Source organism: uncultured Clostridium sp., assembly GCF_934754925.1.
Classification (GTDB): Bacteria; Bacillota; Clostridia; order Clostridiales; family Clostridiaceae; genus Clostridium.
Genome location: NZ_CAKVJA010000001.1, coordinates 142,007 through 168,453, shown reverse-complemented (window position 1 = coordinate 168,453; position 26,447 = coordinate 142,007). Strand labels below are relative to the sequence as shown.

At 27.2% G+C, this 26,447-nt stretch carries 22 protein-coding genes; 7 read left to right on the top strand and 15 right to left on the bottom strand.

The genetic code is table 11. The features are described from left to right. Positions 1-183 precede the first annotated feature (183 nt). From mutS to Q0G30_RS00765, 5 genes are all read left to right on the top strand, one after another. Positions 184-2,916, top strand: a complete 2,733-nt coding sequence (gene mutS / locus Q0G30_RS00785; protein ID WP_294385229.1) for a DNA mismatch repair protein MutS — start codon at positions 184-186, stop codon at positions 2,914-2,916. Between the two features lie 10 nt (positions 2,917-2,926). Beyond that, positions 2,927-4,942: a DNA mismatch repair endonuclease MutL gene (gene mutL, locus Q0G30_RS00780; RefSeq protein WP_294385227.1), complete on the top strand. Its 2,016-nt coding sequence runs from the start codon at positions 2,927-2,929 to the stop codon at positions 4,940-4,942. Positions 4,943-4,955: 13 nt separating this feature from the next. Continuing rightward, positions 4,956-5,882, top strand: coding sequence for a tRNA (adenosine(37)-N6)-dimethylallyltransferase MiaA (gene miaA / locus Q0G30_RS00775; RefSeq protein WP_294385225.1), 927 nt, complete (start codon positions 4,956-4,958; stop codon positions 5,880-5,882). A 50-nt stretch (positions 5,883-5,932) separates the two neighbouring features. Continuing rightward, a complete protein-coding gene (gene hfq / locus Q0G30_RS00770) occupies positions 5,933-6,169 on the top strand; it encodes an RNA chaperone Hfq (RefSeq protein WP_195469187.1) in 237 nt (78 codons plus the stop codon). Between the two features lie 126 nt (positions 6,170-6,295). Beyond that, complete coding sequence (locus Q0G30_RS00765) at positions 6,296-7,573, top strand: methionine gamma-lyase family protein (RefSeq protein ID WP_294385223.1); 1,278 nt, start codon at positions 6,296-6,298, stop codon at positions 7,571-7,573. Between the two features lie 43 nt (positions 7,574-7,616). On the opposite strand, the gene Q0G30_RS00760 is transcribed toward Q0G30_RS00765, so the two are convergent. After that, a complete protein-coding gene (locus tag Q0G30_RS00760) occupies positions 7,617-8,531 on the bottom strand; it encodes a DUF3267 domain-containing protein (protein ID WP_294385219.1) in 915 nt (304 codons plus the stop codon). A gap of 66 nt (positions 8,532-8,597) precedes the next feature. Beyond that, positions 8,598-9,206, bottom strand: coding sequence for a transcriptional repressor LexA (gene lexA / locus Q0G30_RS00755; RefSeq protein WP_294385217.1), 609 nt, complete (start codon positions 9,204-9,206; stop codon positions 8,598-8,600). A 145-nt stretch (positions 9,207-9,351) separates the two neighbouring features. Here lexA and Q0G30_RS00750 point away from each other — a divergent pair, with 145 nt between their 5' ends. Beyond that, entirely contained in the window at positions 9,352-9,750 is a 399-nt protein-coding gene (locus tag Q0G30_RS00750) for a hypothetical protein (protein ID WP_294385215.1), read from the top strand. Positions 9,751-9,871: 121 nt separating this feature from the next. On the opposite strand, the gene Q0G30_RS00745 is transcribed toward Q0G30_RS00750, so the two are convergent. From Q0G30_RS00745 to purB, 6 genes are all read right to left on the bottom strand, one after another. After that, the gene (locus Q0G30_RS00745) at positions 9,872-10,819 is read right to left on the bottom strand and encodes a tyrosine recombinase XerC (protein ID WP_294385531.1); all 948 of its coding nucleotides are present in this window, start codon (positions 10,817-10,819) and stop codon (positions 9,872-9,874) included. Between the two features lie 554 nt (positions 10,820-11,373). Further along, the gene (locus Q0G30_RS00740; protein ID WP_294385212.1) at positions 11,374-11,562 is read right to left on the bottom strand and encodes a hypothetical protein; all 189 of its coding nucleotides are present in this window, start codon (positions 11,560-11,562) and stop codon (positions 11,374-11,376) included. A 109-nt stretch (positions 11,563-11,671) separates the two neighbouring features. Then, positions 11,672-12,283, bottom strand: coding sequence for an acetate uptake transporter (locus Q0G30_RS00735; RefSeq protein ID WP_294385207.1), 612 nt, complete (start codon positions 12,281-12,283; stop codon positions 11,672-11,674). A 70-nt stretch (positions 12,284-12,353) separates the two neighbouring features. Next, positions 12,354-14,279: an ABC-F family ATP-binding cassette domain-containing protein gene (locus tag Q0G30_RS00730; RefSeq protein WP_294385205.1), complete on the bottom strand. Its 1,926-nt coding sequence runs from the start codon at positions 14,277-14,279 to the stop codon at positions 12,354-12,356. Positions 14,280-14,394: 115 nt separating this feature from the next. Next, the gene (locus Q0G30_RS00725) at positions 14,395-16,233 is read right to left on the bottom strand and encodes a hypothetical protein (protein ID WP_294385202.1); all 1,839 of its coding nucleotides are present in this window, start codon (positions 16,231-16,233) and stop codon (positions 14,395-14,397) included. 135 nt (positions 16,234-16,368) lie between these two features. Continuing rightward, complete coding sequence (gene purB / locus Q0G30_RS00720) at positions 16,369-17,799, bottom strand: adenylosuccinate lyase (RefSeq protein WP_294385200.1); 1,431 nt, start codon at positions 17,797-17,799, stop codon at positions 16,369-16,371. A gap of 138 nt (positions 17,800-17,937) precedes the next feature. Here purB and Q0G30_RS00715 point away from each other — a divergent pair, with 138 nt between their 5' ends. Further along, positions 17,938-18,150, top strand: coding sequence for a DUF378 domain-containing protein (locus tag Q0G30_RS00715; RefSeq protein ID WP_294385198.1), 213 nt, complete (start codon positions 17,938-17,940; stop codon positions 18,148-18,150). A 66-nt stretch (positions 18,151-18,216) separates the two neighbouring features. Here Q0G30_RS00715 and Q0G30_RS00710 read toward each other — a convergent pair whose 3' ends face one another. The 7 genes from Q0G30_RS00710 to Q0G30_RS00680 form a co-directional block, all read right to left on the bottom strand. Continuing rightward, positions 18,217-18,477, bottom strand: a complete 261-nt coding sequence (locus Q0G30_RS00710; RefSeq protein ID WP_042398687.1) for an HPr family phosphocarrier protein — start codon at positions 18,475-18,477, stop codon at positions 18,217-18,219. A 139-nt stretch (positions 18,478-18,616) separates the two neighbouring features. Further along, positions 18,617-18,877 (bottom strand): stage V sporulation protein S, encoded by a 261-nt coding sequence (locus Q0G30_RS00705; protein WP_005212907.1) that lies wholly within the window; start codon positions 18,875-18,877, stop codon positions 18,617-18,619. A gap of 163 nt (positions 18,878-19,040) precedes the next feature. Further along, entirely contained in the window at positions 19,041-20,576 is a 1,536-nt protein-coding gene (gene rny, locus Q0G30_RS00700) for a ribonuclease Y (RefSeq protein WP_294385529.1), read from the bottom strand. Positions 20,577-20,849: 273 nt separating this feature from the next. Continuing rightward, entirely contained in the window at positions 20,850-21,893 is a 1,044-nt protein-coding gene (gene recA, locus Q0G30_RS00695; protein ID WP_294385196.1) for a recombinase RecA, read from the bottom strand. Positions 21,894-22,061: 168 nt separating this feature from the next. Next, the gene (gene pgsA / locus Q0G30_RS00690) at positions 22,062-22,649 is read right to left on the bottom strand and encodes a CDP-diacylglycerol--glycerol-3-phosphate 3-phosphatidyltransferase (RefSeq protein WP_294385194.1); all 588 of its coding nucleotides are present in this window, start codon (positions 22,647-22,649) and stop codon (positions 22,062-22,064) included. Further along, a complete protein-coding gene (gene rimO, locus Q0G30_RS00685; RefSeq protein WP_294385189.1) occupies positions 22,633-23,970 on the bottom strand; it encodes a 30S ribosomal protein S12 methylthiotransferase RimO in 1,338 nt (445 codons plus the stop codon). Before rimO ends, pgsA begins: the two co-directional genes overlap by 17 nt. Positions 23,971-24,043: 73 nt before the next feature. Further along, complete coding sequence (locus Q0G30_RS00680) at positions 24,044-26,425, bottom strand: DNA translocase FtsK 4TM domain-containing protein (protein ID WP_294385186.1); 2,382 nt, start codon at positions 26,423-26,425, stop codon at positions 24,044-24,046. Between the last annotated feature and the right edge of the window lie 22 nt (positions 26,426-26,447).

Here is a 26,447-nt window from a genome sequence, read left to right as displayed (position 1 = left end):
TCCTTTTTTAGCTTTCTAATAGTATACTCTATAATATTGTAAGAACAGTATATATAAGCTCTTTCAATTACAGAAATTACTTTCATTTTTATCACTTTCTATTAATTTAGAAATGTTGTATAATTGTTGATAAACGGCTAAGATGTTGAATTTAGCATATAAAATATAACTGAGGTGATTAACATGGCTTTAACTCCAATGATGAGACAATATGTGGAGATAAAAGATAAATATCAAGACTGTATTCTTTTTTATAGATTAGGTGATTTTTATGAAATGTTCTTTGAAGATGCAAAAACTGCCTCTAAGGAACTAGAATTAGTTTTAACTGGTAGAGAGTGTGGACTTGAAGAGAGAGCACCTATGTGTGGTATTCCTTTTCATGCAGCTTCAAACTATATTTCTAGACTAGTAGCTAAAGGATATAAGGTTGCTATATGTGAACAAGTAGAGGATCCTGCTCAAGCTAAAGGAATTGTTAAGAGAGACGTAATAAAAGTTATTACACCTGGAACATTCTCTGAGGGAAATGGAGAAGAGGAATATAAAAATACATATATAATGGCTATATACAGTCAAGATGGATATTATGGAATTGCATCATCAGATATTTCTACTGGTGAATTCAAAACTACTTTCTTTAAAGAATTAAAAACAACTCTTTTAGATGAAGTTTCTAAAATTTCACCTAAAGAAGTAATTGTTGATATAAACTTTGACGAAGAGTTAATAAATGAAATTCATAATATAAGCAATGCATTAATAACAAAGAAAGATATACTTCACTTTAACTGTACTGATGAGGAACTTATAAATCAATTTAGCGAAGTAGAAGTTGTTGGATTAGACTTAAGAAGTAAAATAGCCTCTTCCGTATTATTAAAATATATATTGGATACTCAAAAAATGAGCCTTTCTAATATAAATATTCTTGAAACTTACGATATAGTTAATTATATGACTATTGATAGTAGTTCTAGAAGAAACTTAGAATTAACAGAAAACCTTAAAGAAAAATCAAAAAAAGGTAGTTTAATATGGGTTTTAGATAAAACCTCTACTACAATGGGGGGAAGGGCTTTAAGAAAATGGATAGAAGAACCTCTAATCAATATAGATGAAATTAATAATAGATTAAATTCTGTTGATGAATTATTTAATAATATTTATTTTACAGAAGAATTACGTGAAGCCTTAAGAGACATATATGATATTGAAAGAATAGTAGGTAAGATTTCTAATAAAAATGTAAATGCAAAAGACTTGGTATCTTTAAATATCTCTTTAAAGAAATTACCTGAAATAAAAGAAAGACTGTCTGTATGTAAAGCAGATTTATTAAATAAATGGTATAAAAACTTAGATGTATTAGAAGATATAAGTACATTACTTTCAAAGGCATTATTAGACGATCCTGCCACTTCTATTAAAGAAGGTAATATAATAAAGGCTGGTTACTCTGATAAAGTAGATGAACTAAGAGAGGCAAAATTAAACGGTAAACAATGGATAGCTTCATTAGAAAGTAAAGAAAGAGAGTTTACTGGAATTAAATCATTAAAAATAGGATATAATAAGGTTTTTGGATATTATATAGAAATTTCTAAAGCTAACTATAATTTAATACCTGAGGGAAGATATATAAGAAAGCAAACATTGGCAAATGCTGAACGTTATATTACAGAAGAATTAAAGGTAGTTGAGGAAAAAATTCTTGGGGCTGATGAACATTTAATGGCACTTGAATATGAACTATTTGTACAGTTAAGAGATAAAGTAGAAGCTCAAATTCCTAGATTAAAAAATAGCGCTAATATAATATCATCTTTAGATGCTCTTACTACTTTAGCTAAAGTTGCTGTTGATAATGATTATATTAGACCTAATATAAATAATGAAGGAATAATAGAAATAGAAGATGGTAGACATCCTGTAGTGGAAAAGGTAATAGGTAACGGAGAGTTTGTATCTAATAACACATGTATTAATAAGAATGATAATAGATTACTTTTAATAACAGGACCTAATATGGCCGGTAAATCAACTTATATGAGACAGGTTGCACTAATTACTCTTATGGCTCAAATAGGTTCATTTATACCTGCTAAAAGCGCTAATATATCTGTTTGTGATAAAATATTTACAAGAATAGGTGCATCAGATGATTTAGCTGGTGGTAAATCAACTTTCATGGTAGAAATGTGGGAAGTATCTAATATATTAAAAAATGCTACTCCTAATAGTTTAGTATTATTAGATGAGGTTGGAAGAGGAACATCAACTTATGATGGTTTAAGTATTGCATGGTCTGTTATAGAGTATATATCTAAAAATAACGATTTAAAATGTAAAACATTATTTGCCACTCACTATCATGAACTAACTAAACTAGAAGGAATAATTGATGGTGTTAAAAACTATTCAGTTGCTGTTAAAGAAACAGAAGGGCAAGTTATATTCTTAAGAAAGATAGTTGAAGGAGGAGCAGATCAATCTTATGGTATTGAAGTTGCTAAACTTGCTGGATTACCGTTAGAAGTAATAGATAGGGCTAAGCATATATTAGCTAAATTAGAAAATGAAAAATCAATAGAAATAGATAAATTATTTAATACTTATAAAGAAAAAGAAACTGAAATAAAACCAGAGAATACTAATGAAAGAGAAGTAGCTATAGAAAAAGAAGACATTGTTGTAGAGGATACTATAAAAGAAGTATCTAAGGATACAGACAAAAAGATTAATGAATCTACTATAGTTAAAGAAAGCAATGAACCGCTACAAATTGACTTTACTATGTTGGAAAAGGAATCTTTATTATCTGAAATTGCAAATATAGAGGTTATGACTATGACGCCTTTAGATGCAATGAATACTTTATTTAAAATAGTTCAAGATGCCAAAAAATTAAAGTAGGAGGTGCTCTATGAAACGAATTAACATATTAGATGAACATACTTCTAATAAGATAGCTGCAGGGGAAGTTGTAGAGCGTCCTTCCTCTGTAGTTAAAGAACTTGTAGAAAACTCTATAGATGCCGGTTCTAAGAATATAACTGTTGAAATAGAAGAGGGAGGAATATCCCTTATAAGAGTTATTGATGATGGATCTGGAGTTCATAATTTAGATATAGAAAAGGCCTTTTTACCTCATGCTACATCTAAAATAAAAACTGTAGAAGACATATATTCTATAAACACTTTAGGTTTTAGAGGAGAAGCTTTACCATCTATAGCTTCTGTATCCAAGTTAACATTTAGAAGTAAACCTTCTGAATGTGACTTTGGTAAAGAAATAGTTTTAGAAGCTGGAGAAAAGTTATCTTTAACTGATATAGGAATGAATAATGGCTCTGTAATGGAAGTTAAAGATTTATTTTTCAATGTTCCTGCTAGAAGAAAATTTTTAAAATCCACTTCAAGAGAAAGTAGTTTAATAAATGATATTATTTTAAGAATAGCTTTATCTAATCCCGATATATCTTTTAAACTATTTAATAATGGTAAAAAGACATTGCATACATATGGAGATGGTAAATTAAGTAATGTTATAAGAACCATCTATGGTAAAAATATATCTGATCATATATTACCTTTTAATTATGAAGATGAATCTTTAAAGGTTCATGGTTATATAGGAAAAGAAATTATAGCTAGAGGTTCTAGAAATAATGAAAGTATATTTGTTAATAATAGATATATAAAAAATAAAACAATTGTAGCAGCTGTAGAAAATGCTTTTAAATCATTCTCAACAGTTAACAAATTCCCTTTCTTTGTACTTTTTATAGATTTATCACCAGATTCTATAGATGTTAATATACATCCTACAAAAGCAGAAATAAAGTTTAAGGATGAAAGAGTTATTTATAAAAGGGTATTTGATGCAGTTCATACAGCTTTAAAGGAAGATATATTTAATTCCTTTGCAGTAGACAATAAGTTTGTAAATGAAGAAATTGTTGAAGAAATTAAATTAGATTTAGATACAGCATCTAAAAGTAGTAATATAGATGAACCAATTATCTCTAATAAAGTTGAGCCTTCTATAAAGGATATATATAATAATGTAACTATACATGATGTTGCTAAAGAAGAGGATTTATATAATAAATTGAAAGAATTAAATAGAAATAAAGCTATTAATTCTTTTAATGATAATGTAAATACTAATTCTGAATCATTAAATAATACAACTGTAAATGAAAATACTAATAATAGTGAGTATTATACTACAAATGATTTTGCCTCTTCACAAGCTACTTTACCTACGGTAGAAAAGTCTGATAATTTTAATTCATCTACAGCTTCTGTAGAAATAAAAAAAGAAACATCAACAGAAAAAGAAGTAATTAAGGCTAAATTTCCGGATTTACGAGTTATTGGACAATTTAGTAAGACTTATATATTAGCTGAGTATTTAGATACACTTTATATAATCGATCAACATGCTGCTCATGAAAAAATATTATATGAAAAGTATGTTAAAGATATAGAAAGCAAAGAAATTGTAGTACAACAATTACTAATTCCTTGCATAATAGATTTATCTTTAGATGACTATGAATGTTATAAGGAAAATACAGATATATTCACTAATTCAGGCTTTGTTATAGAAGAGTTTGGCGGTAATACCATTGCATTAAAAGAAGTTCCTTATTTCTTAGGAAAATTAGATGCTAAAAACTTCTTATTAAGTATAATCGATAATTTAAAAAACTTAGGTAGTGGTAAAACAGTAGAAGTTAAGTTAAATAAAATTGCTACTATGGCATGTAAAGCTGCAGTAAAGGCAAATGATTACTTAACACAAGTAGAAATGGAAAAACTTATTTCTGATTTAAGATATATAGATAATCCTTTTAATTGTCCACACGGAAGACCTATAATAATTAAATTTACAGAATATGAATTAGATAAAAAGTTTAGAAGAATAGTATAGAAAGGTTTATGATATGAAAAATAAAATATTAGTTTTAGCAGGTCCAACAGCAGTAGGAAAGACAGCTTTATCTATAGAACTAGCTAAGAAATTAAATGGAGAAATAGTATCAACAGATTCTATGCAAATATATAAATATATGGATATAGGTTCTGCAAAAATAACCCCCTCTGAAATGGAAGGTATAAAACATCATATGATAGATGTAACTACACCAGATAAACCATTTTCAGTTGTAGATTTTAAAACTTTAGCAGAACCAATAATTGATGATTTATTACTAGAAAATAAGCTTCCTATTTTAACTGGTGGTACTGGACTTTATATAAATGCATTAACTTGCAATATGAACTTTACTGATGCTCCTAGTGATGAAGAATATAGAAAAGAATTAGAAGAACTTGCAATAGCCAAGGGAGATGGTTACATTCATGAAATGCTAAAAGAAATTGATCCTATAAGCTATAACTCAATTCATCCTAATAACAGGAAGAGGGTAATAAGAGCATTAGAAGTGTATAAAGTAACTAATAAGCCATTTAGCTCATTTAATGCTGGTGAAGACTTTTATAAAAGCAAATATGACGTTCATTACTATGTTTTAGATATGAATAGAGAAAAGCTTTATGAGAGGATAAATAGAAGAGTAGACATAATGTTTGAAAATGGTCTTCTAGAAGAATGTATTAAATTAAAGGAAAATGGGTATAATTCATCTATGCAGGCAATGCAAGGAATAGGATATAAAGAGGTGCTTTTATACCTTGAGAATTCTATAACATTAGAAGAAGCTATAGAAATGATTAAACAAGGGTCTAGGAATTATGCTAAGCGTCAATTAACTTGGTTTAGAAAGGATCCAAGAGCTAAATTCTTAAATAAAGATCTATTATCTGATGATGAAATACTTCAAATAATAATAGATGATTTAAATAATTAACAAGTTTATAATTATATAAAAATAAATACTTAACCATGGAGGTTGTTATTATGAATAAACAAAGTAACAATATTCAAGATATTTTCTTAAATAACGCAAGAAAAAGTAAAACATTAGTATCTATTTATTTAGTTAATGGTTTTCAACTAAGAGGATTCGTTAAAGGTTTCGATAACTTTACGGTCATTTTAGATTGCGAAGGAAAACAAATGTTAGTATATAAGCATTCAATTACAACAATAACGCCATCAAAACCTCTACCTTTTTTAGATAATGAAAACTTATAGGAACTGCTTATAGCAGTTCCTTTTCTCTAATTATATTAATTTTATAACTTTTAATATAAAAAACTTTATATTTTATATATTATTATATATAATTATTATGAAATAATGTATAATGGAGGAACTTTAATGTTAAGAGAAACAGAAAAGTTAATGATGGAATCTTACAACATAAAGCCACATGTATTTGAACTATATAAAAAGGCTTTAAATGATGTAGAAGAACAATTTAAAATTTATGATGAAATAAGAGAGTATAATCAATTAAAAGTACTTAATGCCTTTCAAGAAGAAAGAATAAGCGATATGCATTTTACAAACTCATCAGGATATGGATATGATGATATTGGTAGAGATACTTTAGATAAAGTATATGCAAGAATTTTTAATACTGAAAGTGCTTTAGTTAGACCACACTTTGTAAATGGAACTCACGCTATCGGTTGTGCTTTAATGGGAAATTTAAAAACAGGAGATACTATGGTATGCATTACTGGTGCTCCTTATGATACTTTACATAACATAATTGGTATAAGTGGAAAAGAAAATATAGGTTCTTTAAGAGAGTATGGAGTTAACTATAAACAAGTAGACTTAAAAAATGGTACTTTTGATACTGAAAAAATTATCGAAGTCCTTAAAGAAGACTCTACAATTAAATTAGTACATATACAAAGAAGTACAGGGTATGGATGGAGAAAATCATTCTTAGTTTCTGAAATAGGTGAAATAATTTCAAAAATAAAAGAAATAAGAAGTGATGTTTGCGTTTTTGTAGATAACTGCTACGGAGAATTAATAGATAAAATTGAGCCTACAGATGTAGGTGCCGATTTAGTTGCTGGATCACTTATAAAAAATCTAGGTGGCGGAATAGCACCAACTGGTGGATACGTAGCTGGTAAAGCAAAATATGTAGAGCAAGCTGCTTACAGATTAACAACTCCAGGAATAGGAGGGGAGTGTGGATCTACATTTGGCGTTATGAGACAACTTTATCAAGGATTATTCTTAGCACCTCATATAGTTATGGAAGCCCTTAAAGGTGCTGTATTCTGTTCTAGAATAATGGAAATCGCAGGATTTGAAGTTTTACCTAAGTATAACGATAAAAGAAGCGATATTATTCAAGCTATTAAATTTAACGACAGAGATAACTTAATAAAATTCTGTAAGGGTATTCAAAAGGGATCTCCAATCGATTCTTATGTTGAATGTGAACCATGGGCAATGCCTGGATATAATGATGAAGTCATAATGGCAGCTGGTGCATTTATTCAAGGTTCATCTATTGAATTATCTGCAGATGCTCCTATAAGAGAGCCTTATATAGCATATTTACAAGGTGGCTTAACATTTGACCATGCAAAAATAGGTATATTAATTTCATTAAATAACATAATTTAAATATTTAAAAAGAGAGGCTATGTTAAATTTATAGCCTCTCTTTTTAAATATTATTTTTTTTAATATATAAATCATTACTATTAGCAATATATTCTTTATTATCTGATTCTCTATTATCTACATTAGCCTCATGATCTAAAGCATCTATATTTATATCTTCTAACTCTCCAGTATTATCTATATCCATATTTATATCTTCATTTTCTTTAATTATAATTTCTATATCATTATTTAATTCATCTCCATTTTCTAGCTTATCAAATTCACTATCTATGGTACTTTCCGCAAGTCTTTCTTCAATTATTTCAATATTACTATTTTCTAAAATATTATTTTCAAGAGAGTTTTTATTATTAATTAAATAATCATAATTATTTGGTACAACAAAAAGTCTTTTACATCCTTCTTCATTAGATTTAATAAAAAACTGTAAAACTATATTAAGCAAATCATCAGAAGATAATATAGAATTAGCAAAGGAAAGGGAATATAAGTATAAATCAAATTTCTTTAAACAGTAAATTAGTATTAGTGGTAAAATAGAGAATAGTATAAATGGCATAATTAAATTTAAACATAATAGAGTAGGGTGTATATTTTCATTTAATTCAACAGTAACAATCCTTTTTTTGTTAAAAAAAACTAAACTATTATTATTTTTAAAAGGATTTTTATAAAACAAAGTATGAATAAATTCATGAGGAATTTGAATTAAATAAAAGTTAAGAATATAAAAGATTACAAAGTTTATAACTACCATTTTCAGATTTTGAATAGTTGAAGATTCAATAGCCAGCATATATCCAAAGCCATACCCATATAAGAGAATGAATAGAATTCTTATAAGAATTCTTCTATTTAAATACTTATCTCTATCATAATCTTCTATAGGGCACACTATATTTTCACTATCGTAATCTCCAGCTTTCTTAATAAACTTACCTAGAGATATTCTCATATTAATCACACACCTTTACATAAAAAAATAAAAAGAGTCATACAATATTGTATGACTCCTTAAGTATTAATATGTCCTAAATAGCCCAACTAATTTGCCTAAAATTATGCAATCATCAACTATAATAGCGTCCATATTATCATTTTCTGGTTGTAATCTAATATGATTTTTTTCTTTATAAAATCTTTTAATAGTAGCTTCATTTTCTATCAATGCAACAACTATCTCACCGTTATTTGCCGTTTTACATTCTTCAATTATAGCTAAATCGCCATCGAATATCCCTGCATTAATCATGCTATCTCCACTTATATTCAGCATAAATAGCTCTTTATTATGACTTACATAATCAAGTGGAATAGGGAATATATCTTCTACATTTTCACTTGCTAATATTGGTAAACCAGCAGTTACTTTTCCTATTATAGGAATATTAACCATCTCTCTTTTCATTGAATTATCTATTATCTCTAACGCTCTTGGCTTAGTAGGATCTCTCTTTATTAACCCCTTACTTTCTAAACGTTTAAGATGTCCATGAACTGATGATGTAGATTTTAATCCTACAGCTTCGCAAATTTCTCTTACTGAAGGAGGGTATCCTTTGTTATCGGTGTAAGTTTTTAAGAATTCATATATTTCGTTTTGTTTTTCGCTTACTTCACGCATTTTCAACACCTCACTTATTTAAATATATTATAACATATACCAATTACAATATCAAACTTATGTTCTTTATAATAATAAATATTATTTATTATTGAAATATAATAAAATAACTGATAGAATGATAAGGTTAATAGAACTAGGTGGTGATTTTATGACTTATAAATATACTGAAGATGATTATTGTGATTTATTTTCTAAAAAAATCTGTGATAATTGTGGAAAATGCTTAGAAGAAGATGGAATTGACATTAGAGCCATTAATATTGATGATATAGCCAAAACCGTTGAAGAAAATGCATTTATTGAAGAGGAGCTAAAGAACGCTTTAGATGCATTAAAAGAAGAAGAAAAAGACTGTGAAAATGATTCTGAAGAGGAACTTACATTAGAAAATTACAATGACATTTTAAATAACTTAGATAATAATGAAGATTATGTTGATGCTTTTGATAATATTGTTTACTTTGATGAACTTGGAGTAGATAATGATGTAGAGTTAGAAGAATTAACTGAAGAAATTTATCCAGGTATAAGAAAAATGAAAAAATAGAAAATATTAAAATTAAAAGAAACTCTTATTATTTTTGAGTTTCTTTTAATTTATTAAGTGTTTTTTTGTCTATTTAATATAAAAATGAAGTTTTTACGCTTCATGAACATATGTTCTTTTGTTATTTATTTTTTATATTTGCAAGAGGATTTGAGTTTGCTGCTTCCCTTAAAATCTCTTCATCTACATGGGTATAAATTTGTGTTGTAGATATATTTTCATGCCCCAATATACTTTGTAAACTTCTAATATCAACATTTCCGTGTTTATACATTAAAGTAGCTGCAGTATGCCTAAGTTTATGTGGTGTATATTTAGCATTTGTTAAACCAGCATTTTTAACATGTTTTTTAACTAATAACTCTACAGTTCTTTTATTTATCGGAGTATTTCTAGATGATAAAAATAAGTATTTCTTATTTTCATCTGTAGCTTTAGAATCATTTCTTTTAGAAAGATAATTATTTATAGACGATATACATGCATCATTTAAATAAACAGTACGTTCTTTGTTTCCTTTTCCTATTATAGTTAGGGTATCTCCCTTTATTTTATCTATTTTTATTGAACACAATTCTGATAAACGCATTCCACAATTAAGAAATAAAGTTAATATACAATAATCTCTTAAATAATTACAATTATTTGTATCTAAAGAGGAGAGTAGTGAAACACTTTCATCTAACGTAAGATATATCGGATGCCTTTTATTTATTTTAGGAGATTCCAATTCTGTTGCTGGATTAGAATTTATTATCTTAGCTTTCCCTTGTAGGTAATTAAAAAAAGATTTAAAGGTAGCTACTTTTCTAGCTCTAGCATAAGCTCCATTACCCCTTTGCTTTTCTACAAAGGATAAAAAGGCATAAAGATCTGTTAAAACAATGCTTCTTACAAAGTCTTCTCCCAAATCATTTATATGTATATCTTCAAACTCTATATCATCCGGTATATAATAACCCTTATATACCTTTAAATATTTGAATAATAAACATAAATCTATTTTATAAGCTTCAATAGTATTTTGTGACTTACCCTTAATAGTTTCTAAATAGTTTAAAAAATCCATAATAACCTTAGGAAGTTTATTTACTTCTTGAACCTCAATACCAAATCTATTCTTTATATTATTAATATACTTTTCATCATCTTTAATAATAGAATTTATATCAATTTTACTTTTGATCCTTTTCCCATCTGAGCCATGTGTTTCAGTCATTTAAATCCTCCTTATATGCAATTTAGCATTAATTTCATTATATCATAGGAATTTTATGCTAACAATAATAATTATTTCGCTAAATGGTTATTTAGCGAAATAATTATTAGGTTTTTTTCCTCTATTTTTTAGTATTTTAATATTATTTCTATAATATTATAAATATTATATTTCACTTTCTATATTTACCTTTGTATCTTTATAAAAAGTTCTTAAAAATATTTTTTCTTCATTTACTTCAAATTTGTCTATTAATTATTAATTTCATTTGTATTAAATTTAAAATTTCAACTTTTTCTTAATACTAATAAATCTACATTCTGCAAAAATATAAATTTTATTTTTTACTTAAATCGATGTTCTTATTTTATTCATAAAAAAATAAAACGCATTTAAAATACGTTTTATTTTTCAATTTCTACAATTTTAATAACTAAATCAGATTTCAATAATTCTGATTTAGAAAAACCTTTTCTAAAATATCGTATTTGCTTATATTTTTCTCCATTCATTTCAAAATCAAGAATATCGATACGATCACCACTATATATTATTGGTTCCTTTTGTCCTTTAATACTAATCTTAATTTTCATAACTTACTCCTTTGTGTAATTATATATTTAGTATACATCATCATTTTAATTTTATAAAGAAAAAAGGGAAAGTTTATACAAACTTTCCCTTAACTTTATAAATTGATTTTTACTTCTTGAAAATTCCAAAAGGCTTTCCAACTGGTAAAAATACTTTTCCAAAATGTTTATTTAATACAGCAGCTCCTGAACCATAGAATGACATTATTGCAATTAATAATTCAGACCATGCAGCTATTCCATGTGTTAATTCAGGCATAATACCAAAAGCATTTAATGATAATCCTATAAATAAGAAATCAATTAAAACAAATATTGTAAATAATACCTTATGAGTTTCCATAGCTCCTACTGTCATAAATACAGTAAATATTAAATAACCTAAGAAAGCAAATCCTAATTGCTTAGTATCTGTAGCTTGAGCTAATTTTTCTCCAAATACTCCATTTTGAATTAACCAAGTGAATCCCATTGAATACCAGAAAAATGCATAAGCACCGAATGCTGTTGCACCAAAAGTATTATCATGTTTAAAATCATTTATACATGCAAATAATTGAGCTGTTGCACCTAAGAATATAGCCCATGGTAATACTAAAGATACCCCTGATGTTAATCCTAATTTTTGAGATGAAGCAACTAATGTTATTATAGCTAGTCCAAATAATCCTAATGCTGACGGATCAGCAGTAACAATTTTTACCTTTTGTGTGTTTTCCATTTTTTCCTCCTAAGTAACGTTTATTATGACCTAATCAAGATTATCAGAAACTCAATATCTTGTCAACATTTTATAACTTATTCTTATTATATTCCTCTATCTTTCTAGCTATCTCCTCTAAATATTCTTGACGTTCATACTTTTCTAACAGCTCTTCTTCTAACTTTGTTTTCTCTTGATCTAACTCATTTATCAATACATAACTACTAGAATTCTTATTCATTTCCTCTTCTATTTCAACTATTTTCATTTCTATCTTTTCAATATCATTATAAATATTTTCAAATTCCTTTTGTTCTTTAAATGTAAACTTAGGTCTTTCATCCTTATTTTTTACATATTCCTTTTTCTTACTATTATCACTTTTTAAAACTTGTTCTTCTTTTTCTCTTAAAAATTTAATTTCTTTATTTATTAAATAGTCACTATAATTACCATTATAAATATTAATTAAGCCGTTACTTTCAAAAGAAAAAATCTTATTACAAATTCTATCTAAAAAATATCTATCATGAGAAACAACTATTACAACTCCTATAAATTCATCAATAAAATCTTCTAAGATTTTTAGAGTTTCTATATCAAGATCATTTGTAGGCTCATCTAATATAAGAACATTTGGTGCTTCCATCAGAACTCTTAATAAATGTAACCTTCTTCTTTCTCCACCTGATAATTTTTCAATCATTGTATACTGCATTGTTCCATCAAATAAAAACCTCTCTGCTAGCTGAGAAGCACTTATTTTACTTCCATCTTCAGTAGGAATCCATTCTCCACCTTCTTTTATATATTCTATAGCTTTCATAGATAAATCCATATGAGAATCATCTTGTGTAAAGGTAGATATTTTTACAGTATCTCCTACCTCTATATCGCCACAATCAGGATTAATAGAACCCCTTATCATATTTAATAATGTCGTCTTACCAACTCCATTATCCCCTATTATTCCAATTCTATCTTCTTTCAAAATAGTATAATTGAATTTGTTTATAAGATTTTTTTCACCATAGCTTTTACTTATATCATGTAACTCAATAATTTTCTTTCCTAACCTAGTGCCTATAAATGACATCTCTAGACTTGGTTTTGGTGCTATGTATTCTTGATTAATTAATTCATCAAACCTTTGAAGCCTAGCTTTTTGTTTAGTTGTTCTAGCCTTAGCCCCTCTTCTTACCCACTGTAATTCTTTTGCAATCAATTTTTGTCTTTTTTCTTCTGATGAAGATTCTATCTCTAATCTCTCAGCCTTTTTTTCTAAAAAATCACTATAATTACCTAAGTATTGATATATATTTCCTCTATCTAATTCTAATATCTTGTTAGATACTCTATCTAAGAAATATCTATCATGTGTAATCATTAATAAAGCACCCTTACGATTATTTAAATATTCTTCTAACCATTCTATAGAATCTGAATCTAAATGGTTTGTAGGCTCATCTAGCACTAATAATTCACAAGGTTTAATTAAAGCTGAAGCTAAAAATACCCTTTTCTTCTGTCCTCCAGATAAAGTACCCATTTTCATTGAATAATCTGTTATCCCTAATTTATTTAATATTACCTTTACTTCACTTTCTAAGTTCCATAAGTTTAACGCATCTATTTTTTCTTGAATTTTAATTAACTTATTATTATCCTCTTCATCAAAATCCTTATTACTTATTTTTTCAAGCAACTCTTCATACTCCATTAACAACTTCATTTCTGGAGTATCACCTTTAAATATTTGTTGAAGTATAGTTGCATCAGCATCAAATTCAGAATTTTGCTCTAAATACTCTACTCTTACCCCTTTTCCTTTAGTTATACTTCCATCAAAAAACTCATCTCTACCAGTAACAATCTTTAATAAAGTAGACTTCCCACTTCCATTAAGACCAATAATCCCAATTTTATCTCCTTCATTAATTCCAAAAGATACATTATTTAATAATACTTTTTCACTATAGGTTTTGCTAATATTTTCAACATTTAATAAATTCATTTCCTTCTCCTTTGATTCTTCATTTTATTCACTAATTTTATCATATTTTAATAATATAGTTCAAATTTAATAAAATTAATGGCACCTTTTATAGATGCCATTTTAATAAATTAAATTACTCATTTAATAATTTGTGTATTTTCTGAACTTCTTCGCTTTTATTCATCCACCAGTTTCTATACCATACAAAAATTACCTTGCAACCAGAATTCATTAAATCTATTATTTTAATTAATTCTTTACAATCAAAAAACTCTTTATTATTTATATATATAACTTTATTTTCTGCTTTTCCAAAATCAACGTATATAATTGAAATATCATCTTCTTTTTGGAAAATAGTATATCCTAAATTATTAAGCATTTTAAATATACTTCTATCTAAATTTTCCTTACAAACTTCATCACATTCTATTTCTTTATTATCTGATATGTCCACTAAATCTGCTTCATTAATAATGAAACTAAATAATTCATCTATCTTTTCTTTATTTTCAATATATTGCTTTTCATCCAAAATTACCATTGGAAATATTTTTAATAAAAACTCTATATTCTCTTTGGTATACCTTTCATTAATCAATTTATCAATATCTAATTTATCTAATTTCATATTAGCTTCTTTAATAAACATATTAGCTGCTTCATTACATTTTTTTCTTATAACTTTTAATAATATTTTATCATATGATTTTAAAGCTTCATTTAATATAGCTATTTTTTCATACACCTTATTATAAGAATTTATAGCATCACTCTTGTCATTTTCCATATTTTCTATTTTTCTGTAATAATAATAGTTAGGAATAAATTCTAATATGTTATTTAAATCATTTTTATCACTTAACTTTTCATAAAGATAATTTAAAAGTTCTTTAGAAGTCTCACTCAACATTTCAACTTTATCCTCCACTTCTAAATAATCTTTATATATAGATAATGTTTCTTTAATATATTTTATATAATTATATAACTCCTCTTCATTTGAAATTCTATTATTTATTTCATATAAAACTTTATCTTCATAAACACTATTTATAAAAGAAAATGATTTTGAAAACATATTTAAATTCTCTATATTTTCAATATATTGATTATATATTATTTTTTCTTTTTCATTATATTCCTCATATAATCTTCTTTTCTTAATAAGCATTTCTTTATATTTTTTAATTCCAATACATTTATACCACTTAAAATCTTCAGCTTGATTAAGAATTTCTTTATTATGTTTGTAATTAATATTTTTCACTAGCTCCTTAATATCATCGTCACTATAATTTTCATAATACACTTTTTCTTCTTGAAAATCATTTGTATATTCATTGAAATAAATTGGTGGTATAAATGCAAAAGTATTATTTAAAATTCCACCTAATTTACTTATAACATTATCAATATCATCATTATTAATATCACTTTTTATTATCTTAAATTTTTTATTATTCTTAAATTTCTTATATTTAATAAAATAATTTATATATTTATTTTCTATTAGATAATTAGCTTCTTCAATGATATTTAAACTATCACCCTCTACAACCAACTTAGATTTACTTAATATAGAATAATACTCAAACTCCTTATCTTTAAACTCAATACTTTTATTAGTAATTGAATATAAATCATTTAATGAATAGTTTGTCTCGTCCTTCTTAATAAATGCAGAAAATGTTTTTATAATATTTTCTGTATTATTATTTATCTGTCTTCTCAAAACAGTCATTTTTTTAATATCTAGATCTCTATAATTATCTTCTTGTTCAATGTTACTAATAATTTCACATAATACTTTTTTATCAAACTCATTTATTATAAAATCACCAAAGTACTTAATAAGATTATTAAGTCTATCACTTTTCTTTATTATTGCAACATTCTTTTTATTTATTAAATTTTCAACAATATCATTAAAAGCTTTATTATTTAACATAAGTTTATAAATACTATTCATAGTAATATTCCCCTTATACTATTATTACTATAAGATATGAATTCTCTATTAATTACATTACTAACATTTATAATTTAATACAAAAACTCGCTTAAAGCATAATACTATGCCTAAAGCGAGTTTTTCTAAAAATAACTAAACATTAATTTCACTTTTTATATCTAGAGCATCTTTATTTTCTTTTATAATAGGCTCTACATACTCTTCTATAAATTCAACAACTTGGCTTGGAGCTCTTCCAACAAATTTTTGTGGATCTATAATAGCTAATATTTCTTCTTTACTTAAATTAAATGATTTATCTTCTATAATTCTATCTATTAAATCATTATTCAATCCTTCACCTTTAACTCTTTGAGATGCAGCCATAGAGTGTACTCTTATTTTTTCATGTAACTCTTGTCTATCTCCACCTTTTTTAACAGATTCCATCATTATGTTTTCTGTAGCCATAAATGGTAATTCGTTGTTAACATGGCTTGCAATTACCTTTTCATATACAACCATATTTTCAGCAATATTAATATATAAATTTAATACACCATCTAATGCTAAGAATGCTTCTGCAACAGATATTCTTTTATTAGCAGAATCATCTAACGTTCTTTCAAACCATTGAGTAGAAGCTGTTATTGCAGGATTTAACGCATTTACAATTACCGTTCTTGCTAAAGCACCTATTCTTTCACTTCTCATAGGATTTCTCTTATAAGCCATTGCTGATGATCCTATTTGATGTTTTTCAAATGGTTCCTCTACTTCCTTCATGCTTTGTAATAATCTTAAATCATTACTAAATTTATAAGCACTTTGAGCTATTTCAGATAATGTATTTAATACTATTGAATCAACCTTTCTTGGATATGTTTGACCTGTAACCCCATAACTCTTATCAAATCCCATTTTTTCAGCAACATATGTATCTAATGCTTTAACTTTGCTTTCATCGCCTTCAAATAAATTCATAAAACTAGCTTGAGTACCAGTTGTTCCTTTTACTCCTCTTAATTTTAATTTGCTTAATAAGAAGTCTATATTTTCTATATCTAAAACTAAATCTTGCATCCATAACGAAGCTCTCTTACCAACAGTTGTTAATTGAGCAGGTTGGAAATGTGTAAATCCTAAAGTCGGCATATCCTTATATTTCATTGCAAAATTAGAAAGGTGATATAATACAGTAACTATTTTTTTCTTAGTTAATAATAAAGCATCTCTCATTATTATTATATCCGTATTATCTCCAACATAGCAACTAGTAGCACCTAAGTGTATTATCCCCTTTGCTGTTGGACATTGTAATCCATAAGCGTAAACATGGCTCATAACATCATGTCTTACTTCTTTTTCTTTTTTTATTGCTTCTTCATAATTTATATTATTTATATTAGACTTTAATTCATTTATTTGTTCATCTGTAATATTTAATCCTAGTTCTTTTTCACCTTCAGCTAAAGCTACCCAAAGCTTTCTCCAAGTTGAAAATTTCATATCATCAGAAAATATATAGCTCATTTCCTTTGATGCATATCTTGAGTTCAACGGTGAATTGTATAGATTTGTCATTTAAATACCTCCGAATATTCATTATTAATAATATAATATAATTCGTATTATATCATATTTTTATTTGTTTTGTTAGTTATATTTTTAAAAAAATTTCATATTATTTTATATAAATAATTATAATACGGAGGATTTATTATGTGTAAGTTAACATTTTTTGATAAGATATCCGCTATACTTGTTTTACTTGGCGCAATTAACTGTGGTGGTATAGGGCTTTTTACTACTAATATTATAGCCTTTTTAGTAGGTAATAATATTATTATATTTAGAATAATATATATATTAATTCTAATAGGTGCTATAGATTTAATTTCTCTTCTATTTAGATGTAATATTTTTAAAATATAAAACAATAATTAATTTTACTACATAAAATGACAAAATAAAAAAAGTGCATAAAGCACTTTTTTTATTTTAGTCTTCTAAAGTTTCTATTAATTTAGCGATTTCTTCAGCTGCTAAAGTTTCATCATCACCACTAGCTGTTACTGTGATGTTAGCTCCTTTAGTAACTCCTAATGATAAAACACCGATTAAGCTTTTAACATTAGCTTTCTTTCCGTTAAATTCAATGCTTACATCTGATTTGAAAGATGAAGCCTTCTTAACTAATAAAGTCGCTGGTCTTGCGTGTAGACCAGTTCCATTGTTTACTATAACTTCTTTAGATACCATTAAACACACCTCTTTACGTATAATATATTATATATCTAACGATTACATTATATACTGTCTTTTAAATAATTTCAATACTAAAATACTTTTTAATAAAAAAGTTAAGCACTTTTTTATTCTCAAATATGTTTTTATTTACTTATCTAGGTTGAACAATTAATTTTATTGCAGTTCTTTCCTCTCCATCTATCTCAATATCTGTAAAGGCAGGTACACATACTATGTCTCTTCCACTTGGTGCTACAAAGCCCCTTGCAATTGCTATAGCCTTTACCGCTTGATTTATTGCACCTGCACCTACAGCTTGTATTTCTACAATATTTTTTTCTTTAATTATTGCTGCAAGAGCACCTGCCACTGAATTTGGATTAGATTTTGTTGATACTTTTAATACTTCCATTTGTATTTCTACCTCCTAATTTAAAATCGTTTACATATGATAACGTATAATTACTTATATGATTATATATTCTACAAAATACTTAGATTTCCTTCTTTTATTAAAAAAAAATTTATAAATAAAAAAAACACATTTTGTATCTTTACAAAATGTGTTTTTTAATTTATTTAGCAAAATCCACAGCTCTTATTTCTCTTATTACATTAATCTTAATTTGCCCTGGATACTCTAATTGTTCTTCAACACTTTTAGCTAAATCACGAGCTAATTCAATAGAACCAGCATCGTCTAATTGTTCTGGTTTAACCATGATTCTAATTTCTCTTCCAGCTTGAATGGCATATGACTTATCTACGCCCTCATAAGAATTTGCAATTTCTTCAAGTTTCTCTAATCTCTTAATATAAGCTTCTAGCGTTTCTCTTCTTGCACCAGGTCTAGCTGCTGATATTGCATCAGCTGCTTGAACTAAAACAGCTTCTAAAGACATCATTTCAACATCACCATGATGAGCTGCAATAGCATTAACAACTAAAGGTGATTCATGATACTTCTTAGCAAAGTCCCCACCAATTAAAGCATGAGGTCCTTCTTGTTCTTGATCTATTGCTTTTCCAATATCATGTAATAATCCAGCCCTTTTAGCTAGATTTACATCAAGACCTAATTCTGAAGCCATTACGCTTGCTAAGTATGCAACTTCTATTGAATGTTTTAACACATTTTGACCATAGCTAGTTCTATACTTTAATCTTCCTAAAAGTCTTATAATTTCAGGATGTAAACCATGTACACCTGTTTCTAAAGTCGCTTGTTCGCCTTCTTCTTTAATATCATTTTCAACATCTTTTTTGGCTCTCTCAACCATTTCTTCAATTCTAGCTGGATGTATTCTTCCATCTACAATTAATTTCTCAAGTGCTATTCTAGCTACTTCTCTTCTTATAGGATCGAAACTAGATAAAATAACTGCTTCTGGAGTATCATCAATTATTAAATCCACTCCTGTTAATGTTTCGAGTGTTCTTATATTTCTACCTTCTCTTCCAATAATTCTGCCTTTCATTTCATCATTTGGTAATGCAACTACATGAACTGTTGATTCAGATACATGATCAGCTGCACATCTTTGAATTGCAGTAGTTATAATTTCTCTAGACTTTTTATCAGCCTCTTCTTTAGCTTTTGATTCAATTTCTTTAATCAATAAAGCTGCATCATGAGAAACTTCCTTTCTAACTTCTCCTAGAAGAATTTCTTTTGCTTCTTCTGTTGTTAAGTTTGAAATTCTTTCTAATTCTTCTCTTCTTTTTGCATATAACTGCTGAATATTTTCTTCCATTTGATCAACTTCTTGCAATCTCTTATTGATAGTTTCTTCTTTCTTTTCTAAAAGATCACTCTTTTTGTCTAAAGATTCTTCTCTTTGAAGAATTCTTCTTTCAAGCCTTTGAATTTCATTTCTTCTCTCACGAGAATCTCTGTCTAAATCATTTCTTAGTCTGTGAACCTCTTCTTTAGCCTCTAAAATTGCTTCCTTTTTAGTTGCTTCAGCTTCTCTTTTAGCTTTTTTCACTAAATCATCAGCTTCTTTTTCTAAAAATAGAACTTTCTTTTGTGTGGCTTTTTGTATAGCTTTGTATACGATAAAACCGAATACTACTAATAATAAAATATCAACTAATATTACTGTTAATATATTATTCAAACTAACACCTCCTCGCATAAATCTCTATTTATATTTGAATAGAGAACGTCTAGGTGTCATATTATTCTCACTGTCCCTATGAATATGATAAACCAGTATTTGTTATTATTTTACCTTAAAAACAAAATTATGTCAAGATTAGTTGACTGTTATATAGCTACAGGAAATTATAGCCACATACTTCTTTTTTAGTATTCCCTATTTAAAAAGATATATTAAAAGAACCGTATAATATATATATAATTATACGGTTCTTTTAATTACTTATTTATTTTCTTTTTTCTCTACTTTTTTGCTTTTATCTTCCATTAATGGTAGCTCATATTTTGCTCTTATTTTGTTTTCAATTTCTAAAGCAACTTCTGGATTTTCCTTTAAGTATTGTTTTGCATTTTCTCTACCTTGCCCTAATCTTATTTCTCCATAAGAGAACCAAGCACCACTTTTTTGAACAATATTTTCTTTTACACCAACATCAACAATATTTCCTGTTCTTGATATACCTTCATTATACATTATGTCAAATTCAGCTTGTTTAAATGGAGGTGCAACTTTATTCTTCATTATCTTAACTCTTGTTCTGTTACCAACGATTTCGTCACCTTGCTTTATTGAATCTATTCTTCTTACATCCATTCTTATACTTGAGTAGAACTTAAGAGCTCTTCCACCTGTTGTTGTTTCTGGATTACCGAACATAACCCCAACCTTTTCTCTTAATTGGTTTATAAAAATAACTACACATTTAGACTTGTTAATTGTACCAGTTAATTTTCTTAATGCTTGAGACATTAATCTTGCTTGTAATCCTACATGAGAATCACCCATTTCACCTTCTATTTCAGCTCTAGGAACTAAAGCTGCAACTGAGTCAACTACAAGAACATCTATAGCTCCAGATCTAACTAATGCTTCTGCAATTTCAAGACCTTGTTCCCCAGTATCTGGTTGAGATACTATAAGATTTTCTGTATCTACTCCTACATTTCTTGCATAACTTGGATCTAAAGCATGCTCAGCATCTACGAAAGCTACTGCTCCCCCTAATTTTTGAGCTTCTGCAGCTACGTGTAATGCAACAGTTGTTTTACCTGAACTTTCTGGTCCATAAATTTCTATTATTCTTCCTCTAGGAACTCCGCCTATACCTAAAGCTATATCTAAATCAAGACAACCAGTAGAAATTGAATCAACATTCAAAGTACTGTGCTCACCTAATTTCATTATAGAACCTTTACCAAATTGCTTTTCAATTTGGCTCATTGCATTCTCAATTGCTTTTAACTTATTTTCATCTATATTTGCCATAAAATAACCACCCTTTCATGAACATTTGTTCTTATATGATTAAATTATAATTTATATTTAATTTATAGTCAATATTTATTATATTTTTTATATATTAAAAGTTCCTACTATAAAATATAGAAGGAACCTTTTTTTAAAATTATATCCACTTAAGCTATTATTAAACATCTATTTCATAGAAATTGCATGTTTATTTTTCACAAAATAATCAATTCCTGAAATTATTGTTATTAAAACAGCAATATACATTATAGTTTCTGGTACATAAGTAAAGAAACTATTTAAAAAGCTATTATTACTTACAAAACTTATTGCGCTTACAGATGTATTAATATTAACCTTTAATAATAGTAATAATATTGCTATCATCTGTGTTACTGTTTTAATTTTTCCCCACCAACTAGCAGCAATAACTATTCCATCAGATGCAGCTAATGTTCTTAATCCTGATACAGCAAACTCTCTTGCTAAAATCACTACTACAGCCCAGCCTGCTACTAATTTAAGTTCAACTAACGAAACTAATGCTGCTGTTACTAATAACTTATCTGCTAACGGATCCATAAATTTTCCAAAATTAGTTATTTGATTTCTACTTCTAGCTATATGTCCATCTAATTGATCAGTTAGCGATGCTATTATAAATATAATAGTTGCTATTATCGATCCATAAGGAATATCTTTTACTGTTATAAAAACTAAGAAGACAGGCACTAAAAATATTCTAATCATTGTCAGTTTATTTGCTAAATTCATCTAAAACCTCTCCCATTAAGTCGTACTCCATAACATCAATAACCTTAACTTTTACCATATCACCTAAATTTAATGATTTTTCTTTTTTTATGTAAATAAGACCATCAATTTCAGGAGCCATCTCATAACTTCTTCCAATGTAATATTCACCATTATTTCCATCTATAATAGTATCATAAACATTTCCTATTTTCAATTTATTTTGAGTCTTAACCACTTCTCTTTGAATTGCCATAAGTTTCTTTTGACGTTGACTTTTAACCTCTTCATCAATTTGACAATCCATTTTAGCAGCAGGTGTATCTTCTTCTTGAGAATATGCAAAAACTCCAACATTTTCAAGTTTATAATCCTCTAAGAATCTTTCCAACTCTTCAAAATTTTCTTCTGTCTCACCTGGGAATCCAACAATTAAAGATGTTCTTAGAGCAATTCCAGGAACTTTACTTCTTAAAGTATTAATTTTACTAATAATAGCTTCTTTATTAGTTCTTCTTCCCATCTTCTTTAAAACATCACTACTTATATGTTGAATTGGTAAATCTAGATATTTAACAACTTTTTCATTTTTAGCAATTTCTTCAATTAATTCATCAGTAATTTCTTCTGGATAACAATATAATAATCTTATCCATTCAACACCTTCTACTTTAGATATTTTAGATATTAAATCATGAAGCATTCTTTTACCATAAATATCAACTCCATAATCAGTCAAATCTTGAGCAATTAGAATTATTTCCTTAACCCCATTATTAACTAACATATTTACTTCATCTAGAATATTCTTTTCTAATCTACTTCTAAACTTTCCTCTAATTTTCGGAATTATACAATAAGTACAGAAATTATTACATCCCTCAGCGATTCTAACATATGCAGTATGTTGCTTAGTTGTTAATAATCTAATACCCTCATTAATTCCTTCATCACTATAGCTTGCTGATGAAACTCTTTTTTGATCCTTTATAAAATCTAGTATTAATCTGTGTAATTTCATATAATCATTAACACCCATTAATATATCTATTTCAGGAATTAAATCTAGTAATTCATCTCCATATCTTTGAGTTAAGCATCCTGTAGCAATTAACATCTTGCATTTATATTTATTTTTATACTCTGCCATTTCTAAAATTGTATCAATAGATTCTTGTTTAGCACTTTCTATGAATCCGCATGTATTAACAATTATTATATCAGCTTCCTTTGCATCATTAGTTATCTCATAATGCTTATTTATTGATCCTAATATTAACTCTGAATCAACTCTATTTTTATCGCATCCTAAGCTGACCATTCCTACCTTATATTTTTTCAAAATAATTTCCTCCTAAGTTCAAATAATAATATTTATTTTAATTTAACTATCTTATATTTACAAGTACTTTGTACTATTGATTATCATATATATCTTCTTTTTGAATTAATACTTGTCTCGGCTTACTTCCATCCTTTTCAGAAATAACCCCACATTGTTCCAATTCATCCATTATCCTAGATGCTCTATTAAATCCTACTCTTAATTTTCTTTGTATAAAAGATGTTGAAGCTTGTTGATACTCAACAACTATCTTCATAGCCTCTTCTAACAACTCATCTCCTTCATTAGTTACTACAGATTCAGTACTAACTTCATTATTTATATGATTTAATATATCTTCTGAATAATCCATATCTTCATCAGATTGCTTTATAAATTCAACTACATTTTCAACTTCTTCTTCAGAAATAAATGCACCTTGAACTCTGAGTGGTTTATTCTCCCCTATAGGATAATAAAGCATATCTCCCCTACCAAGCAGTTTTTCAGCTCCAACCTGATCTAATATAGTTCTAGAATCTGTTCCTGAAGAAACAGCAAAAGAGACTCTAGATGGTATATTAGCTTTTATTACACCAGTTATTACATCTACAGATGGCCTTTGTGTTGCTATAATCAAATGCATTCCAGCAGCTCTAGCCATTTGCGCTAATCTACAAATATAATCTTCCACATCATTTGGACAAGCCATCATTAAATCTGCAAGTTCATCTACAATCACTACTATATAAGGTAATTTTTCTTGTATTTCTCCCTTTTCAAAAAGATTATTATATGACTCTATATTTTTAACTTTCATTTGAGAGAATAAGTTATATCTTTTGTTCATTTCATTAACTGCCCAGTTAAGAGCTCCAGCTGCTTTTTTAGGATCTGTTACAACTGGAATTAATAAATGAGGTATTCCATTATATACGCTTAATTCAACAACCTTTGGATCCACCATAAGAAGTTTAACTTGGTCTGGTGAATACTTATATAATAAACTTATTATAAGAGAATTTATACAAACAGATTTCCCTGAACCTGTTGCACCTGCAATTAACATGTGAGGCATTTTACTCAAATCACCAACTATACATTTCCCTGTAATATCCTTTCCTAAGGCAAAGGCTAAATTTTTATTAGTACTTGTGAACTCTTTAGAGTCAAGAACCTCCCTTAAAAATACAGGTGATTGCTTTTTATTAGGTACTTCAATACCTATAGCTGCCTTTCCAGGAATAGGCGCCTCCATTCTAACTCCATTTGCAGCTAGTCCTAATGCGATATCATCTTGTAAATTAACTATTTTAGACACTTTTACTCCTGGACTTGGTTGCAACTCAAATCTAGTAACTGAAGGTCCTTTAGTAACTTGTACTACTTTAGCATCTACTCCAAAATTAGAAAGAGTTTCTTCTAATTTATTTGCATTTTCAATTAAATCTTTCTTATCTTCGCTCTTTAATTTTAATTTGGAATTTATATTTAATAAATCCATAGTAGGGAATGAATAATCTTTCTTAACTGTTTCACCTACTTCACTTATTGAATGTTCTATTTCTTTATTTACAACTTCTTTATCTTCATGAGATAAGTTTTTACTATGCCTTTTTGAGCTACTACTAACATTATCAGACATATTATTTCTTTCGTAAACTTCAGTATTATCTAAATTAAAATTTTGAAGAGGATTCACATCTTGTAACTCTGAGTTTTTCATAAAGTCTAGTATTTGTATTTTATTGTTTATACCTTTTATAAATTCATCCTTTTCATTCTTTTCATAAGGAACTATAACTTCAATAGTATCATTATTAATATTTTTTTCTTTTTTCTTTCTAATATTATCTTTTTTAATTTCATTTTTAGAAAAACCACTGCCTATAAATGCAATTATCATCTTCTTAGATTTTACATATATATCATATAAGGTTATATCCATTAATAATATCATTCCTATTAAAAATAAAGTACTATATAATATATAACTTCCTATATAACCTACTAATTTTGATAAAGGATATGTAATTAGAAAACCAAAAAAGCCACCATGAAGAGAATAGTTATTTGAAAAGTGCATTTTCTTTATCATTTCTAAAAAACCTTCATTATTATATGCAGATCCACTAACAAATTGAATTGACATAGTACTACAAAATAACCATATAACTACAGCAAGTACTGTAATGCTAAAAAATCTTCTTGAATATTTTATTGTCCCTTTAGATCTTATTGTATCTATGCCAAAATAAATAAGATATACAGGTATAAGATATACTATAACACCAAAAATATTATACATTGTCTTTCTAGATATTACTGATAAAACTCCAGCTAAATCAGTATAAGTTGAAAAAGCTAACAATATCCCTATAGCTATATATAATACTGCTTTAACATCTCCCTTTTTTTCATCAACTTCACTACCTTTCTTTTTTGAACTTCTTTTTTTGCTCCCTGTTCCCATTAAATCACCTCTATATCAAAAA